We start from the raw sequence: 15949 nt of genomic DNA on the forward strand, positions 1-15949 counted from the left end.
AAGGCTTCCGAATCGGAAGCCTTTTTAATTGCAGTTAATTTAATTCAGCATTAAGCAGTTTCTTTTGTCGGTACTTTTAGCTTATGAAATAAACGATATAGCACCGGAACAACGATTAAGGTTAATACGGTAGCGAAACTTAAACCAAACATAATGGTCACTGCCATTGGTTTAAAGAACACATCTGGTAATAGCGGTAACATACCTAAAACAGTGGTGATAGCAGCCATACACACAGGACGTACACGACTGACAGCCGCATCTAACACAGCTAAATATTTCTCTTTACCACTGGCTATCTCAATCTCAATTTGGTCTAACAATACGATACCGTTTTTCACCAACATACCGGATAGACTTAAGAAACCAAGCAATGCCATGAAACCAAATGGCGTATTAAGTAACAACAAACCTAATGTCACACCAATAATTGCCAATGGCACGGTTGCCCAAACGATCAATGCTTCTTTTACCTTATTGAAAAGCAATACAGTAATTAAGAACATCGCCAAATAACCCATCGGCATCGTTTGGAATAACGAGGCTTGCGCGTCTGCTGATGATTCATACTCGCCCCCCCATTCCAAGGTGTACCCCTCTGGCAGTTCAATATCTGCGATTGCTGGCATAATACGTTTTTGTACTGTCGCTGCCGTTTCTTCACCAATAGGATCTGGATCCGCCATTACCGTTAACACACGTTTGCGATTTTTACGCACCACTAATGGATCTTCCCAACGTACATTGACACCTAGCACCACTTGTTGAAGTGGAATATAACCTTGAATGGCAGGGCTCCAGATCTTCATGCCTTCTATGGTGCTAATGTCGACTCGCTCATCTTCAGGCAAACGTGCCACGATTGGCATTAAGTTTGTTCCCTCACGATAGAGACCAATGTTGATCCCTGAAAATGCCATTTGCAGTAACTCATCAACATCTTTTTTAGTAATGCCATAGCGTCTTGCTTGGCTTTCATTAAATATCGGCTCAATTACTTTGGTGCGCTCTCGCCAGTCATGACGAATATTGAATGCGCCAGGATCTGCATTCATCACATCCACCACTTGCGACGCAATACCACGTAGTATGGTTGGATCTGATCCAACAATTCTCGCTTCAATTTTAGCGCCGGATGAAGGCCCTAACATGACTAGTTTGGCTTTGTATTCAATTTCGGGAAATTGTTTATCTAATTGTTCACGGAAATTTTTCATCACCGGAACAACACTATCAAATGAGTCAACACGCACAATTAACTCACCATAAGCGGCGTAACTTTTCTCTGGTGCGTACGTCAACATAAAACGTTGCGAACCTTTACCCGCACTTGAACTAACGTATTCCACGCCCTTTTCCGCTGCAACCACTTTCTCAAGCTGTTTTAGCGTATTATTGGTTGCACGAATATCAGTCCCTTCAGGAAGCCATACATCCACCATGAACATTGGCGTTGTAGATGCCGGAAAGAACGATTGTTTCAATAATGTAAAGCCATATAAGCTAACACCTAACATCAAGATCAAAGTGATCACTGTTAGCCATGCACGACGCATACAAAACTCTAATGACTTACGGTATACGGTGAAGAAAATACCGCCATACGGATCTTTTTGATCGCTATCTTGATCCACCTTGACGTTTTTAAAGAAAAGATCGGCAAAGAATGGCGTTAACGATATCGCTGTAAACCAACTCAGCATCAGTGAGATCAGAAGCACCGTAAATAGTGTTCGACAATATTCACCCGTTGAATCTTGCGATAAACCAATTGGCGCAAATGCCATTACTGCAATGACTGTTGCCCCTAGCAGTGGCCACTTGGTTTGAGTCACAATGTCAGAAGCCGCTTGCATTCGCGTTCGCCCCTTCTGCATGCCTATCAATATTCCTTCGACCACCACAATGGCATTATCCACCAGCATACCCAGAGCAATAACGAGGGCACCTAACGAGATACGTTGTAAGTCGATCGCTAACCACTTCATAAACACAAAGGTGCCTAAAACAGTCAGGAGCAAAATTAAACCAATCAGTAAACCTGAACGAAGTCCCATAAAGAACAGCAGCACCACAATAACAATGGCTACTGCCTGACCTAAGCTAACAACGAAACCACTTACGGACTTATCTACTTCAATCGGCTGGCTATATACTGCATCAATATCAATACCCACTGGCTGTTGCTCTTTCAGTTCAGCCAGTCTTTGCATAACCCGTTGACCTACTTCTACAACATTAACCCCGGCGACAAATGAAATACCGACGTTCAGCGCTTCTTTGCCGTTAAAGCTAACTAAGTTATCTGGAATTTCCTTAAAACCTTTTTTGATCTCTGCGACATCTCGAAGGTAAATCAGCCCATTAGCGCCTTTATCGGTAATAATTAAATCGCCCAGCTCATCAACATTTTTAAACTCACCAGTAGGATGAACGCGAACATATTCATCGCCAATACGAACTGCGCCCGCACTCGTGACTAAATTTTGTGTGGCTAAAATGTTGTAAATTGTATCTAAAGAAATGCCGAGGCTACTGAGTCGCTGCATTGAGATTTCAATGAATACTTGCTCTTGCTGATTGCCAGTAACACCCACTTTTCCCACGCCATCAACAAGTTCAATTTCTCGGCGTAAGTAATCAACATAATCACTGAGTTCTTTATAGCTATAACCTTCACCCGTTATTGCTAACAAAATGCCGTAAACATCACCGAAATCATCAATAACTTTAGGCTTTGCGACTCCTGGAGGTAAGTTAGAGGATATATCATTAACCTTGCGGCGTAATTCATCCCAAATTTGTGGTAAATCGTCAGGGCCATAATTGTTTTTCATGGTCACTGTGATTTGTGACAACCCTCGACTAGAGATAGAATTTACTTCATCAACATAAGTTAACTGCTGAATCGCTTTTTCTATAGGATAGGTCACTTCTTCTTCAACTTGCTGTGGTGTCGCCCCAGGGTAGGAGGTAACAACCATAGCGTCTTTAATGGTAAATGCCGGATCTTCTAATTGGCCTAAACCAAAGAAAGAAAAGGTTCCGCCAACAAGAAATATTAGCGTCAGCATCCAGCTGATCACTTTATTCTTAATAAAATAAGTCGCGATATCTTGCTTCATTATTGTTGTCCCTCCTTAGCCAATACCACCACTTTTTGTCCCTCTCGTAAGCGGTTAACGCCTGTAACAACAACTTGTTCCCCTTGTTTAACACCCGTTTTTAATCGTACCCCTTCAGGCACAACTTTATCTGTTACCACAAGGCGTTTCGACACCGTATTGTCAGGTGTCAGAATCCAAACATATTTCTGATTTGAGGCAATATCATCACCGTCTAAATTAAATAAGGCTTCAAGTGGTACGATTTGCTGCCCCACTTGATAAACTTGTAACTTTTGAGCATCGGCTTCAACTTCAACTGGCATGCCTTCCAAAATGAACTGACCTTTGGGCATCGGCATCGTTAAGGTCACGAGAAATGAACCCGATTCAGGATCAGGTTCAGTGGTAAATTCTTTTAATGTCACCACATATTTTTCATTATTGGGTAAAATGACTTTCGAGGAAGAACCCTGTGCTTTATTAACATCCAAGATACTTTGCTTGGAATAAATCATATCAGGCGCTTGGATCTCGATATCAACAGAATCAGTGCTATGAATATTCATAATCTGCTGACCTACTTTGATATTTTCAAATTGCTCAACGGGAATAGTTGAAATCACACCACTAAATGGGGCTTTTAGCGCAGTAAAACTTAATTTTAATTTGGCTAAATCAAGATTTGCTTTCGCAATACTTCGCTTCGCTTTTAATTCATCAAATTGAGACTGAGGTAAATAGCCATTTTTTAATAATGTTGCGGAACGGCGGTATTGGCTATCAATAACATTGTATTTAGCTTGAGCATCATCCACCTCTAATGTGTAATCACGTGGATCTAATCGCGCTAATACCTGCCCTTTTTTAACGGTGTCTCCTGAACGCACTAATATTTGCGTAATTTCTCCAGCAATACGAAATGATAAAATAGATTTATCAGCTGCTGAAGCCACTGCTGGAAACGTTAATTTCGGTGATTGTTTACCTGACTGTACCTGCTGTACCTTGACTCGCGGTTGCGCTTCGCGCGGCTCAACACTTGGTTTCTCACAACCTTGGAGTAACCATGTTGTACAGATAACCAATGTCAATAAACGATAACGTTTGATCATAGTCCACGCTCCTTGATCCATGAGCGGACCTTCTGACCTGATTGCAATTCAGATACGCCTGATGTCGCTATAACATCACCATCTTCTAAACCTGATATCACACGATTATTGTTATCTAATATGACTTCAGTTCTTACAACTTGCTGATTATCATCAACACGCCATACATAATCTTTATTGTCTTCAGTAATGATCGCACGCATTGGTATTGCGCCTGCATTTCCTTGTGGCAGAACAATTGTCACGCTACCAGACATTCCCGGCATGATATTACTGCCTTCCGGACGTGCCATTGAGAGTGTCACTTTATAACTGGATGTTTTGCTATCTGGCTCTGTATCAATTTCTTTAAATTGTGCGGGAAAGGTTTGATTAGTTAAGGTATCGAAAGCAACAGTAGGATTAATATTTTCGGCATGACCTTGAAAGCGCGCTAAAAGATAATCAGGAAGCTGAAATGTCATATTGATTAATTTAGCACTTTGAATATGCATTACAGGCTGTTTTGCACTGATATATTCATAGTTTTCAACCATGGATAAAGAAAGGTGCCCATCATAAGGTGCGATAAGCTTGGCATAACTTAAATTCGATATTGCTTTATCTAATGAAGCTTTTGCCTGTTTTAAGTTAGCTTTAGAGGTATCGTAATCTAACTCTGATACTACATTTTTTTTCCGTAATTCTTTATCGCGCTTAAATTGCACATTCGCTAAATCATATTGCGCTTGTGCCTGCTTCACTAGCAGTGAAAATTCATCGCTATTTAATGTTGCAAGTATCTGTCCTTTCGTCACAAATTGACCGGGGTGAACATCTACGCTAGCAAGTTGACCTGAAACGCGAAAAGCTAAAACGGCTTTATCTCCCGCCTCAACAATCGCTGGAAACGCCCGTTGTGATTCATTATTACCTACTGAAACTGATTGTAATTTAACAGGTCGAGACTCAGGCTCAGCAATCGCTGATTTATCATCCTTGCAGCCAATTAATGCTAAGCATGTAAACAATGCCGCAAAAAAGCGATATCTCATACTACTCTCCATGATGTTTCATACTAAATCTTACTATTGTTAAAAAAATGTATGAAAAAATATATATCTATGAATAGTAGAGGCTTTTAAGTTAACAATCTTGTTTCATATATGAAAATAGAGTCAATATCACAATCCTTTTAAGATAAAAGAGACAATAAAAAAAGGAGCACAAGGCTCCTTTTCTTAGATATGCTTATATAGCTTACTTTTCCATTTCAGCGATATTTACACGCCATGTATCAGGGCCTGTTTGATGAGCATTAGTTCCATTAGAATCAACAGCTACTGTTACTGGCATATCTTCGACTTCAAACTCATAAATCGCTTCCATACCCAGATCTTCAAACGCCACGACACGTGATTTTTTAATCGCTTTGGCAACTAAATAAGCAGCGCCACCCACAGCCATTAAGTAAACAGCTTTATGCTGCTTGATTGACTCGATCGCCGCCGGACCACGCTCAGCCTTACCAATCATTCCGGTTAGACCCGTTTCACCTAACATCATGTCGGTAAATTTATCCATACGCGTTGAGGTTGTAGGACCCGCAGGACCCACGACTTCATCCCCTACTGCATCAACAGGACCAACGTAGTAAATGAAACGATTATTAAAATCAACGCCTTCAGGTAAACCTTCACCTTTGGCTAACATTTCTTGAATTCGTTTATGCGCTGCATCACGACCAGTTAAAATCTTACCAGACAGTAAAACAGTCTCACCTGATTTCCACTCTTGCACATCTGCTTTCGTAACCGTATCTAAATTTACACGACGAACGCTATCACCCACTTCCCATGTCACTTCAGGCCAATCTTCTAACTTAGGTGGTGTTAATTCTGCAGGACCAGTACCATCTAAAGTAAAGTGCACGTGACGTGTTGCGGCACAGTTAGGGATCATACAAACAGGCTTCGATGCCGCATGTGTTGGTGCGGATTTAATTTTTATATCAAGAACTGTTGTTAAACCACCTAAGCCTTGTGCACCAATACCGAGTTTGTTAACACGATCAAAGATATCTAAGCGTAATGCTTCTTCTGTTGTTTGTGCCCCACGCTCTTTCAACTCATGAATATCAATTGATTCCATTAATGATTCTTTCGCAAGCACAGCCGCTTTTTCTGCGGTTCCGCCGATACCAATACCCAACATGCCAGGAGGACACCAGCCAGCCCCCATCAGTGGTACTGTTTTTTCAACCCACTCAGCAATATCATCAGATGGGTTTAACATCACCATTTTGGTTTTATTTTCAGAGCCACCACCTTTAGCTGCTAACTGAATTTCAACCTTATCACCTGGCACCATATCAATATGAACAACAGCTGGTGCATTATCTTTCGTATTAATACGACGACCTGCAGGATCCGCAACAACCGATGCACGTAACGGGTTATCTTGGTTGGTATAACCTTGACGCACACCTTCATCAATCATTTGTTGTACAGTAAGATCGCTATCCCACTGTACGTTCATACCAATCTTCACGAAACAGGTAACGATCCCTGTGTCTTGACAGATTGGACGATGCCCTTCGGCAGACATACGAGAGTTTATTAAAATTTGTGCGATCGCATCTTTTGCGGCTTGGCTTTGCTCTTTGTTATAGGCTTTTTCTAAAGCTTGCACAAAATCCAGTGGGTGGTAGTAAGAAATATATTGTAATGCATCTGCCACACTACTAATTACGTCTTCTTTGCGGATGACAGTCATAGTTGCCCTCGTTGAGTTATATCATTCCATAGCGCCCGAAATTTACTTTCAATTTTGTAGGGACGATGTTCACATTAAGTACATGCACATCTTTGGGCGTCGTTATCTGAATATGATACTCTTGCACTTATTATTGCGCTACGCGCCAATCAAACTCTTGTCACAAAAAAGAAAATGATTTGTAAATCACACCCAAAATTAAGCATTACGTCGCTCGCCTACTCAAAAGATGCGGCATTGACATGGTTTGCACCACTCTCTGGTTTGCCATGGGCAATGCTATTACGCTCGGCAGCAGAAAATCATCCAGATAACCGTTTTGACATTATCGTTGCTGATCCTTTAGCCACTATTGAATCAGAAAATGGGATTAGCAAGGTCTGCTATGCAAATGGTGCAGAAGAAACGTACACCGATGATCCATTTGCATTAGTACAAACATTACAAGCGCAGTTATTACCTGCAGTTAGCCCAATGATGACACTGCCATTTATTGGTGGAGCATTAGGCTACTTTAGTTACGATTTAGGTCGTCAGGTTGAAAATATCTCAACAATTGCTGAACATGACATTCCGCTACCTGATTTAGCATTAGGGATCTATGACTGGGCATTAATTGTGGATCATCAAGAACAAACGGTAACGCTAGTAGAGCCAAAAGAGACTAAGCGTCAAACATGGCTTGAACAGCAGCTTACGACATTCTCACAACAACAACCCGCAACAGATTTAAACCTTGTTGATAGCTTTTCTTTAACATCTGATTGGTCATCCAATATGACTAAAGAGGATTACTGTAACAAATTTAACAAAATCCAAGATTATCTATTGTCTGGCGATTGTTATCAAATCAACTTGGCGCAACGTTTTTCTGCCAATTATACCGGCGATGAATGGCAAGCATATCTAACTCTTGAAACAGAAAACGGAGCGCCATTCTCTGGTTTTATTCGTTTAAAACAAGGTGCGATTTTATCGGTATCTCCAGAGCGTTTTTTACAACTTCGTGATGGACTGATTGAAACTAAACCGATTAAAGGGACTCGACCACGTAGCAAAAATACCGCTCAAGACAATGCCAATGCTTTCGCTCTTCAAAATGCTGAAAAAGATCGTGCAGAAAACTTAATGATTGTCGATTTACTGCGTAACGATATTGGTCGCGTTGCCACACCCGGTACCGTACGAGTACCGCATCTTTTTAAAATAGAAAGTTTTCCTGCCGTACATCACTTAGTGAGTACCGTCTCAGGCGAATTACCAGCAGATCACAATGCGACAGATCTATTAAAAGCATGTTTCCCCGGTGGTTCAATAACAGGTGCTCCGAAAGTACGAGCGATGGAAATTATTGAAGAGTTAGAACCGCACCGCCGCAGTATTTATTGTGGCAGCATCGGTTATATCAGCCGTTGTGGCACAATGGATACCAGTATTACGATTCGTACATTGGTGGCTAATGAACAAAAAATTCATGCGTGGGCTGGAGGCGGGATTGTTGCTGATAGTGATCCAGATAGCGAATATCAAGAAACACTCGACAAATTGAGTAAGATTCTGCCAACCTTACAATAGGTACAGATAAATACATCATAATGATATTTAAAATAAAAAGTATTTAAGATGAAAGCACTTTCATTTGACTAACGAGGTTTTATGGTTGGACAGCAGCAAATTTTAAGTCGATTTCTTCTTGCACCAAGTCTTCAATATGATCAAAACCATCAAGATCGAATTCGACAGCACTGGGAAGACGCATCCCTATTTAAACAAGCTGCTGTTTTGATCCCTCTCGTTTATCGCGAAAATGGCTTTAATGTCGTATTAACGCGAAGGGCAAAACACCTTAAACACCACCCAGGACAAATTGCTTTTCCTGGTGGACGATTTGAACCGACAGATGAGGATTTAATCGCAACCGCTATTCGTGAAACATTTGAAGAAACGAATATTACTTGTTCTCGCAATGATGTACACGGTTGTCTTTCTACCTTACCGACCATGAGCGGGTATATGGTCACGCCTTTTATCGCCACAATAGATCCAGATTACATCCCTATCGCAGATCCCAATGAAGTCGATTGCATTTTTGAAGCGCCTCTGAACCATTTGCTTAACCCAAACAATATTCGCCAATATAAATTCCTACTTAATGGCAATAATCACAATGTATATAACATCCCGTTTAAGAATTATTCTGTATGGGGAGCAACCGCTCAAATGATAAAACTACTTTCAGATCAAATTTGGCATGATGATTTATAGGCTATTAGCTGTTTTTTTAGCTTCTACCAAATTTAAAACTGTGAGCTAAGTCTTCTTTATTTGTACAACAAATAAAGACAGCTTACATAACGCGATCTTTATCATTGTAATCCCGCCATAAATAACGAGAATGCACGTGTTCCTAAAACAACGTTCCGTTCCGTTCCTTTTTTTTGGATGACAAAAAATGCAAAACACATCGACCGCAGTACAAACTGATGTAGCAAAATCACGTTGGACTTACAAAGATTTCACATGGGCATTGTCTCTATTCGGCACAGCTGTAGGTGCAGGTGTTCTATTCCTTCCAATTAAAGCAGGTGCGGGCGGTTTCTGGCCGTTAGTTATTTTAGCACTGATTGCAGCACCAATGACTTGGCTTGCACACAAAGGCTTAGCACGTTTTGTTCTTTCAGCTAAAAATCCAAACGCTGACATTACTGATACCGTTGAAGAACACTACGGTAAAACAGGTGCCAACCTTATTACATTCGCTTATTTCTTTGCTATCTACCCTATCGTTCTTATCTATGGTGTAGGTATTACCAACACTGTTGACTCATTCATGGTGAACCAACTAGGTATGGATTCTGTTCCTCGTTGGCTTCTATCAGGCGTCCTTATCTCGCTAATGACAGCTGGCGTTGTATTTGGTAAAGAACTAATGCTTAAGGCAACATCAGCAATGGTTTACCCTCTGGTTATCATTCTGCTTGCTCTGTCTATTTACCTAATTCCTGATTGGAACATGTCAATGGTGTCTGTGGCACCTGATTGGTCATCAATGCCTACTGTTATTTGGCTAGCAATTCCAATCATCGTGTTCTCTTTCAACCACAGCCCAATTATCAGCCAGTTTGCAAAAGAACAACGTCATGTATACGGTGACGATGCAGTAAAGAAAACTGACATGATCACTGGCGGCGCAGCAATGATGCTAATGGGCTTTGTCATGTTCTTTGTATTCTCTGTTGTACTGTCTATGACACCAGAGCAGTTGAACATGGCAAAAGAACAAAATATCTCTGTTCTTTCTTACCTAGCAAACATTAAAGATTCACCAGCAATTTCTTACTTAGGTCCACTGGTTGCATTTGCTGCTATTACTTCAAGCTACTTCGGTCACTTCCTAGGTGCACATGAAGGTCTTGTTGGCCTAACGAAATCTCGTAGCAAAATGCCGGTTGGTAAAATTGAAAAACTATCTCTAGCATTTATTGTTGTGACAACATGGATTGTAGCAATCATCAACCCAAGCATCCTTGGTATGATTGAAACAATGGGCGCACCAATGATTGCAGCAATTCTGTTCCTAATGCCAGTTGTTGCGATGCAGAAAGTACCAGCAATGGCGAAATACAAAACCTCTGTTGCTGCACGTATTTTCACTGCTCTGTGTGGTGTGGCTGCGATTACTTCAGTAATTTACGGCGCTTTTTAATAGCACTTGAACCAGGCGCGATACAAACACAAAAATACTTCTTTTTTGAAGCATAAAGTGCAAGAAAAGGTATAGCGTTCTGGTACAATAAACGCAATCTATACGATAATTAAGAGCAGGATGCTAAGCGCCCTGCTCTTGTTTTTTAAGTACGCTCGCCAAGGAAGGGGCGAGTCATAAAACGCATACAGTCTTGGCCGGAGGCAAGAATCGCTTCCCCCGACTGAGGTAATAAACATGATCAGTGTTTTTGATATTTACAAAATCGGTGTGGGCCCTTCCAGCTCACATACTGTTGGCCCAATGAAAGCAGGTAAAGAGTTCATCGATGATTTACGTGCCATGGGTAAATTACGTGACATAACTAAAATTACCGTTGACGTATACGGCTCTCTTTCTCTTACAGGTAAAGGACACCATACTGATATTGCAATCATTATGGGTCTTGCTGGTAACAGCCCTGAACATGTTGATATCGATAGTATTCCAAGCTTTATTGCCCGTGTTGAAGAAACCGAACGTCTACCTGTTGGTATGCATTGCCACACAGTAGATTTCCCACGTGATGGTGGTATGAATTTCCATACGACTAACCTTTCACTGCACGAAAACGGCATGTCTATTCATGCTTGGATTGGTGATGAGAACGTTTTCTCTAAGACTTACTACTCTATCGGTGGTGGTTTTATTGTTGATGAAGAAAACTTTGGTAAAACGCAAGAATCAAGTGTTGTTATCCCTTACCCTTTCAACTATGCCTCTGAACTTGTTGAACAATGTAAAGAGCACGGTTTATCAATCAGCTCTTTAGTTATGGCTAACGAACGTGCAATGAACGCTGAAGATGAGATTAGTAATTACTTTGCTAACATCTGGAAAACAATGCGTGATTGTATGGAACGTGGTATGAACGAAGAAGGTATCCTACCGGGTCCTCTACGTGTTCCTCGTCGTGCAGCAGCACTTCGTCAACAGCTAATAACATCTGAAAAGCTAAGCAACGATCCAATGACGGTTGTTGACTGGGTTAACATGTTTGCTTTTGCTGTAAACGAAGAAAATGCAGCAGGTGGTCGTGTTGTAACCGCACCGACAAACGGCGCATGTGGCATTATTCCAGCAGTACTTGCTTACTACGATAAGTTTGTTCAGTCAGTTGGCCCTAAAGAATACACCCGCTACTTTGCAGCTTCTGGTGCTGTTGGTGGTCTTTACAAGCGTAATGCTTCTATCTCTGGCGCTGAAGTAGGCTGTCAGGGCGAAGTTGGCGTGGCATGTTCTATGGCTGCTGCTGGTCTTGCAGAACTTATGGGGGGTAGCCCTGAACAAGTATGTATGGCTGCAGAAATTGCAATGGAACATAACCTTGGTCTAACGTGTGATCCTGTTGCTGGCCAAGTTCAGGTTCCATGTATCGAGCGTAACGGCATTGCAGCAGTTAAAGCAATTAATGCTACACGTATGGCACTTCGCCGCTCATCTGATCCCCGTGTTTCACTTGATAAAGTCATTGAGACAATGCTTGAAACAGGTAAAGACATGAATGCTAAATACCGTGAGACATCTCAAGGTGGTCTAGCGATTAAGGTTATTTGCTAATCTTTAAGCGTAAACTTGTTAGAAAAGCTGCTTTCAAAGCAGCTTTTTTTATGCCTTTCATCTATAACAGTAGCGTGATAAATAGCATAATATCCCGTATATAGAGCATAAGACCTAAATTACTTAAATTCACATATCAAGATGTATCCATTTTATATAGATAAACATACTCAATATGATCAATAACAAAAGTTGAGTAGATTTCATCTATTCAACCGTTTCTTTTAGTCCTATACTCACACGCATGTACCTTGGTATCAGCATATTCCAACATAGAATACCGGTACATATAGGACGGCCGCCTAATTATGGTGTGTAATGAAGGATTTATTTCCACTTTTAGAGAAGCAGTACTGGTATGAAATATAAGCGTATCCTCTCTCAGAGCCACGTAGTTCTAAAAGAGTTTTATGTCGACCACCACTTAATTGTAAAATTATCAAATGTTCAAGGTGATGTTCACATCAACGGTCATGCTATTGAATTAAAAAATAATAGTACTTTTGTCGTTCCTAAGTTCAGTCATATCTCTTGTTCTATTAATCAACTTAATAGCCAAGAAAATATTGAATTACAATTGTTGATGATCGATGAAGAATCTATCACTGAAGCATTCAAATATATCAGTGCGTTAAAACAACCCACTTTCCCAACGGCAAGTTGTTCTCCTGTCTACACGATTCCAACCCCTGCAATTGTGGATCAAAACTTCGTTCTATTTAATAAATTACTGCCTTCGATATGTGGCTCTTCCATGGAAAAAACGCTGCTAAGCCAGTGTTTAGTCTTTATTTTAATGGCATTAAATGAAGCAGGTATTGATGTATTCAACGTTTACCGCTTCAACTATGATGAGCCTAAAGAGCGAACTATTGCGCGTTTGATTACCCAAGATCCTCAACGCAAATGGAGTGTCGACGATATGGCGAAAGCGCTCTTTACAACGCAATCTACACTGCGTCGACATTTGGCAAAAGAAGGGGTTTCATTTAGCCAATTATTACTTGATGTTAGAATGGGTTTAGCCTTGAACTACCTTACTTTTTCAAATTATTCTATTTCACAAATAGGTAATCGATCTGGTTTTGGTAGTGCTGCATATTTTTGCGATGCATTTAAACGTAAATATGGCATTACGCCTTCTCAGTTTAGAACAACATCACGTCAAGAAAATGATGTTAGCCCTGAAGGCCACTTTACCTTTAAACCTAACATTCAAATTACTGAATCTTGCATCTAACTATTATTTTTCTCCCATGTGATAACGTTATTTTCATAGATTTCAGATATAAAAAAACCTCGTTAATTAACGAGGTTTTTTTGTCTCAATACTTCGCAAAATTAAGCAGCAGCTTTTAGGCTTACTTGCTCAGTCTTCAGCTCACCAACAGGTAAGATTGTACGACCGTATTCAGCATTTAATACCTGAGCCATTGCAAAGTAAATTGCACTTAGACCACAGAAAATACCTTCTATACCCGCGATGAAACCAATTGTCGTATTCCCCGTAAAATCACGAGCCGCTAATAAGAAGAATAAAATAGTTAGAGAACCAAATACTACTTGTTTAGCACGAGGGTAACGTAAAGAACCGATAAACATAAATGCAGTAAATAGGCCCCAAAGTGTTAGGTACCAAGCCATGAACGGTGCAGGGCTTGCTGCAAACCCCATCTTCGGTAATGCAATAAGACCGACTAGCGTTAACCAAAATAAGCCATAAGAAGTAAACGCTGTTGTTCCAAACGTATCACCACGCTTAAAGCACATCATGCCTACAAGAATTTGACCTAGACCACCATAGAAAATACCCATCGCTAGGATCATTGAATCCAATGGAAAAAACCCAGCATTATGAATGTTTAAAAGAACGGTAGTCATACCAAAACCCATTAAGCCTAAAGGCGCTGGGTTCGCTAATTTCGTAGACATGTATTTCCCCTGCAGGAGTAATTCAACAAAAGTGATAAATTTTAAAATATAGATGCATGCTAAATGCGCCGCGAATTCTAATTGATGGTGCGATCCAGATCAATGGTTAACCACGGAAAAAGGCAATAAAGTGAGAAAAAGTGCGAAAACATTCTATTTTGTAAAGAATTTTAATAATAACATCTAATGAATTTTGTTAGAGAATATGAATTTATGAATAACTATATTCCATAATGGAATAATAATACCTTATGTAAATTCAAGATATTGATTTAATTGAATTAAATAAAGATAAAAAATTAAAAATTTCATTCCATATAATTCAACAAAACAAGCGCCATATAATTTTCCAATGCCAAACATCATCTATTTGTCATACGAATGATCATATTTAACTAGAAATAGATGACTAAATGGCACTTTCATCACGATTTATGCTTAAAAGCGATATAAATCGCATTATTAAACAATGCTTATATTCAACATCATGATGATCATATTGTTAACTTATTTAATAGTGATGAGTCTCCCCTCTCTTTTACTAAATATTACCTTTAACAAAATACGTAGCAGTTCACATAAAACACCTACTCAATTCATTGATATATGTAATAAAAGTAACTTTTTACTTACACATAACTTTAACATTCATGCACTAATCTGCTCTCATTCAAGAGGCAATGAAGCCCAAATAACATTCTTTCTAGGGGATTAGAAAATGAAAAAAGTAGCATTGGCATCGGCAATTTTAGCGTCATTAACAGCAGGAACAGTAAACGCTGCAACTGTTTATCAAGATGATGATAAATCACTTAGTATTGGTGGTCGTGCTGAAGCGCGTTTTAACCTATCTGATGCAAATAAAGGTGCAGATGGCACTGGTAATGCTTTTAAAGATAAGAGCCGTGCCCGTATTAATCTAAAAGGTAAAGCAAAGATTTCTGATCAAGTTATTGCTTTTGGTAAATATGAAGCTGAAATCTCTGATAGTAGTGACTCTACTGTTAAGAGTCGTTACGTATATGCTGGATTTGATACTCAGGCAGGTGCTTTCTCTTATGGTAAGCAAGATTCAGCACAGGTTATGCTGACAGATTACACAGATATTCTTGCTACTTTCGGTGGTGACGGTGTTGATCTTGTTGATGGTAACAAAGATAAGCGTGAAAATAACTTTTTATACGCTGGTGAATTCAATAACTTCACAGTTTCAGCTAACTACATTGCTGAAAACAATAATGCATTAAAAGATTCAGACAGTTATGGTATTGCAGCACAATATGCCTTCCCATTCGGCTTAGCTTTAGGTGCGGGTTATGTACGTGGTCATGACGGTGTTGACGTTGATGCTAACCAATACAACTTAGCAGCAAGCTACGAATTCAATAATTTTTACGCAGCTGGTACTTATGCGAGTGGTAAAAACGGTAATACCGATCTAACTGGCTATGAATTAGCAACGGCTGTTAAAATGGGTAAATTTATTGCTCAAGCAGCATACAACTTTAAGCAATCTAAAGACGGCGGCGTAAAAACTGACAATGTAAATTACTTTGCGTTAGATGGCGTCTATAAGTTCAATAAAAACCTACGTACTTATGCAGGTTACCTATTTAACCGAATTGAAGGTGAAGATAACGAATTACAAGTGGGTATTCGTTACGACTTCTAAGTTAATCTAATCGGTAATACAAGCCAAGCCTCGTGCTTGGCTTTATTCTTTGCCGTCATCACTTCTT

The 15949-nt window shown here is 40.0% G+C and carries 11 protein-coding genes; 6 read left to right on the forward strand and 5 right to left on the reverse strand.

What is annotated here, in order from left to right:
* Positions 1-50 precede the first annotated feature (50 nt).
* From C9J41_RS00510 to C9J41_RS00525, 4 genes are all read right to left on the reverse strand, one after another.
* Positions 51-3125, reverse strand: coding sequence for an efflux RND transporter permease subunit (locus C9J41_RS00510; RefSeq protein ID WP_107245452.1), 3075 nt, complete (start codon positions 3123-3125; stop codon positions 51-53).
* A complete protein-coding gene (locus C9J41_RS00515) occupies positions 3125-4219 on the reverse strand; it encodes an efflux RND transporter periplasmic adaptor subunit (RefSeq protein ID WP_107245453.1) in 1095 nt (364 codons plus the stop codon). The genes C9J41_RS00510 and C9J41_RS00515 overlap by 1 nt, the downstream gene beginning before the upstream one ends.
* Complete coding sequence (locus C9J41_RS00520) at positions 4216-5253, reverse strand: efflux RND transporter periplasmic adaptor subunit (protein ID WP_105060489.1); 1038 nt, start codon at positions 5251-5253, stop codon at positions 4216-4218. The genes C9J41_RS00515 and C9J41_RS00520 overlap by 4 nt, the downstream gene beginning before the upstream one ends.
* Before the next feature lie 205 nt (positions 5254-5458).
* On the reverse strand, positions 5459-6973 hold the full coding sequence (locus C9J41_RS00525; RefSeq protein ID WP_045083029.1) for a fumarate hydratase: 1515 nt from the start codon (positions 6971-6973) through the stop codon (positions 5459-5461).
* 174 nt (positions 6974-7147) lie between these two features.
* On the opposite strand from C9J41_RS00525, the gene pabB reads away from it, so the two are divergent.
* The 5 genes from pabB to C9J41_RS00550 all read left to right on the forward strand — a co-directional run bounded on the left by pabB (position 7148) and on the right by C9J41_RS00550 (position 13518).
* On the forward strand, positions 7148-8548 hold the full coding sequence (pabB, locus tag C9J41_RS00530) for an aminodeoxychorismate synthase component I (protein WP_199189312.1): 1401 nt from the start codon (positions 7148-7150) through the stop codon (positions 8546-8548).
* 81 nt (positions 8549-8629) lie between these two features.
* On the forward strand, positions 8630-9238 hold the full coding sequence (locus tag C9J41_RS00535; protein WP_107205728.1) for a CoA pyrophosphatase: 609 nt from the start codon (positions 8630-8632) through the stop codon (positions 9236-9238).
* 187 nt (positions 9239-9425) lie between these two features.
* Complete coding sequence (locus C9J41_RS00540; protein ID WP_107205727.1) at positions 9426-10679, forward strand: amino acid permease; 1254 nt, start codon at positions 9426-9428, stop codon at positions 10677-10679.
* A 237-nt stretch (positions 10680-10916) separates the two neighbouring features.
* Complete coding sequence (locus C9J41_RS00545) at positions 10917-12278, forward strand: L-serine ammonia-lyase (protein ID WP_107205726.1); 1362 nt, start codon at positions 10917-10919, stop codon at positions 12276-12278.
* A gap of 358 nt (positions 12279-12636) precedes the next feature.
* Entirely contained in the window at positions 12637-13518 is an 882-nt protein-coding gene (locus tag C9J41_RS00550; protein WP_107205725.1) for an AraC family transcriptional regulator, read from the forward strand.
* Between the two features lie 101 nt (positions 13519-13619).
* On the opposite strand, the gene C9J41_RS00555 is transcribed toward C9J41_RS00550, so the two are convergent.
* A complete protein-coding gene (locus tag C9J41_RS00555; RefSeq protein ID WP_107205724.1) occupies positions 13620-14210 on the reverse strand; it encodes a GPR1/FUN34/YaaH family transporter in 591 nt (196 codons plus the stop codon).
* Between the two features lie 718 nt (positions 14211-14928).
* Here C9J41_RS00555 and C9J41_RS00560 point away from each other — a divergent pair.
* A complete protein-coding gene (locus tag C9J41_RS00560) occupies positions 14929-15882 on the forward strand; it encodes a porin (RefSeq protein ID WP_107205723.1) in 954 nt (317 codons plus the stop codon).
* Positions 15883-15949 lie beyond the last annotated feature (67 nt).

The organism is Photobacterium sp. GB-50 (genome assembly GCF_003026755.1).
Classification (GTDB): Bacteria; Pseudomonadota; Gammaproteobacteria; order Enterobacterales; family Vibrionaceae; genus Photobacterium.

Coding starts and splice junctions, on each gene's coding strand:
- C9J41_RS00510 (WP_107245452.1), bottom strand. CDS start 3,125: ATGAAGCAAGATATCGCGACTTATTTTATTAAGAATAAAGTGATCAGC.
- C9J41_RS00515 (WP_107245453.1), bottom strand. CDS start 4,219: ATGATCAAACGTTATCGTTTATTGACATTGGTTATCTGTACAACATGG.
- C9J41_RS00520 (WP_105060489.1), bottom strand. CDS start 5,253: ATGAGATATCGCTTTTTTGCGGCATTGTTTACATGCTTAGCATTAATT.
- C9J41_RS00525 (WP_045083029.1), bottom strand. CDS start 6,973: ATGACTGTCATCCGCAAAGAAGACGTAATTAGTAGTGTGGCAGATGCA.
- pabB (WP_199189312.1), top strand. CDS start 7,148: ATGATTTGTAAATCACACCCAAAATTAAGCATTACGTCGCTCGCCTAC.
- C9J41_RS00535 (WP_107205728.1), top strand. CDS start 8,630: ATGGTTGGACAGCAGCAAATTTTAAGTCGATTTCTTCTTGCACCAAGT.
- C9J41_RS00540 (WP_107205727.1), top strand. CDS start 9,426: ATGCAAAACACATCGACCGCAGTACAAACTGATGTAGCAAAATCACGT.
- C9J41_RS00545 (WP_107205726.1), top strand. CDS start 10,917: ATGATCAGTGTTTTTGATATTTACAAAATCGGTGTGGGCCCTTCCAGC.
- C9J41_RS00550 (WP_107205725.1), top strand. CDS start 12,637: ATGAAATATAAGCGTATCCTCTCTCAGAGCCACGTAGTTCTAAAAGAG.
- C9J41_RS00555 (WP_107205724.1), bottom strand. CDS start 14,210: ATGTCTACGAAATTAGCGAACCCAGCGCCTTTAGGCTTAATGGGTTTT.
- C9J41_RS00560 (WP_107205723.1), top strand. CDS start 14,929: ATGAAAAAAGTAGCATTGGCATCGGCAATTTTAGCGTCATTAACAGCA.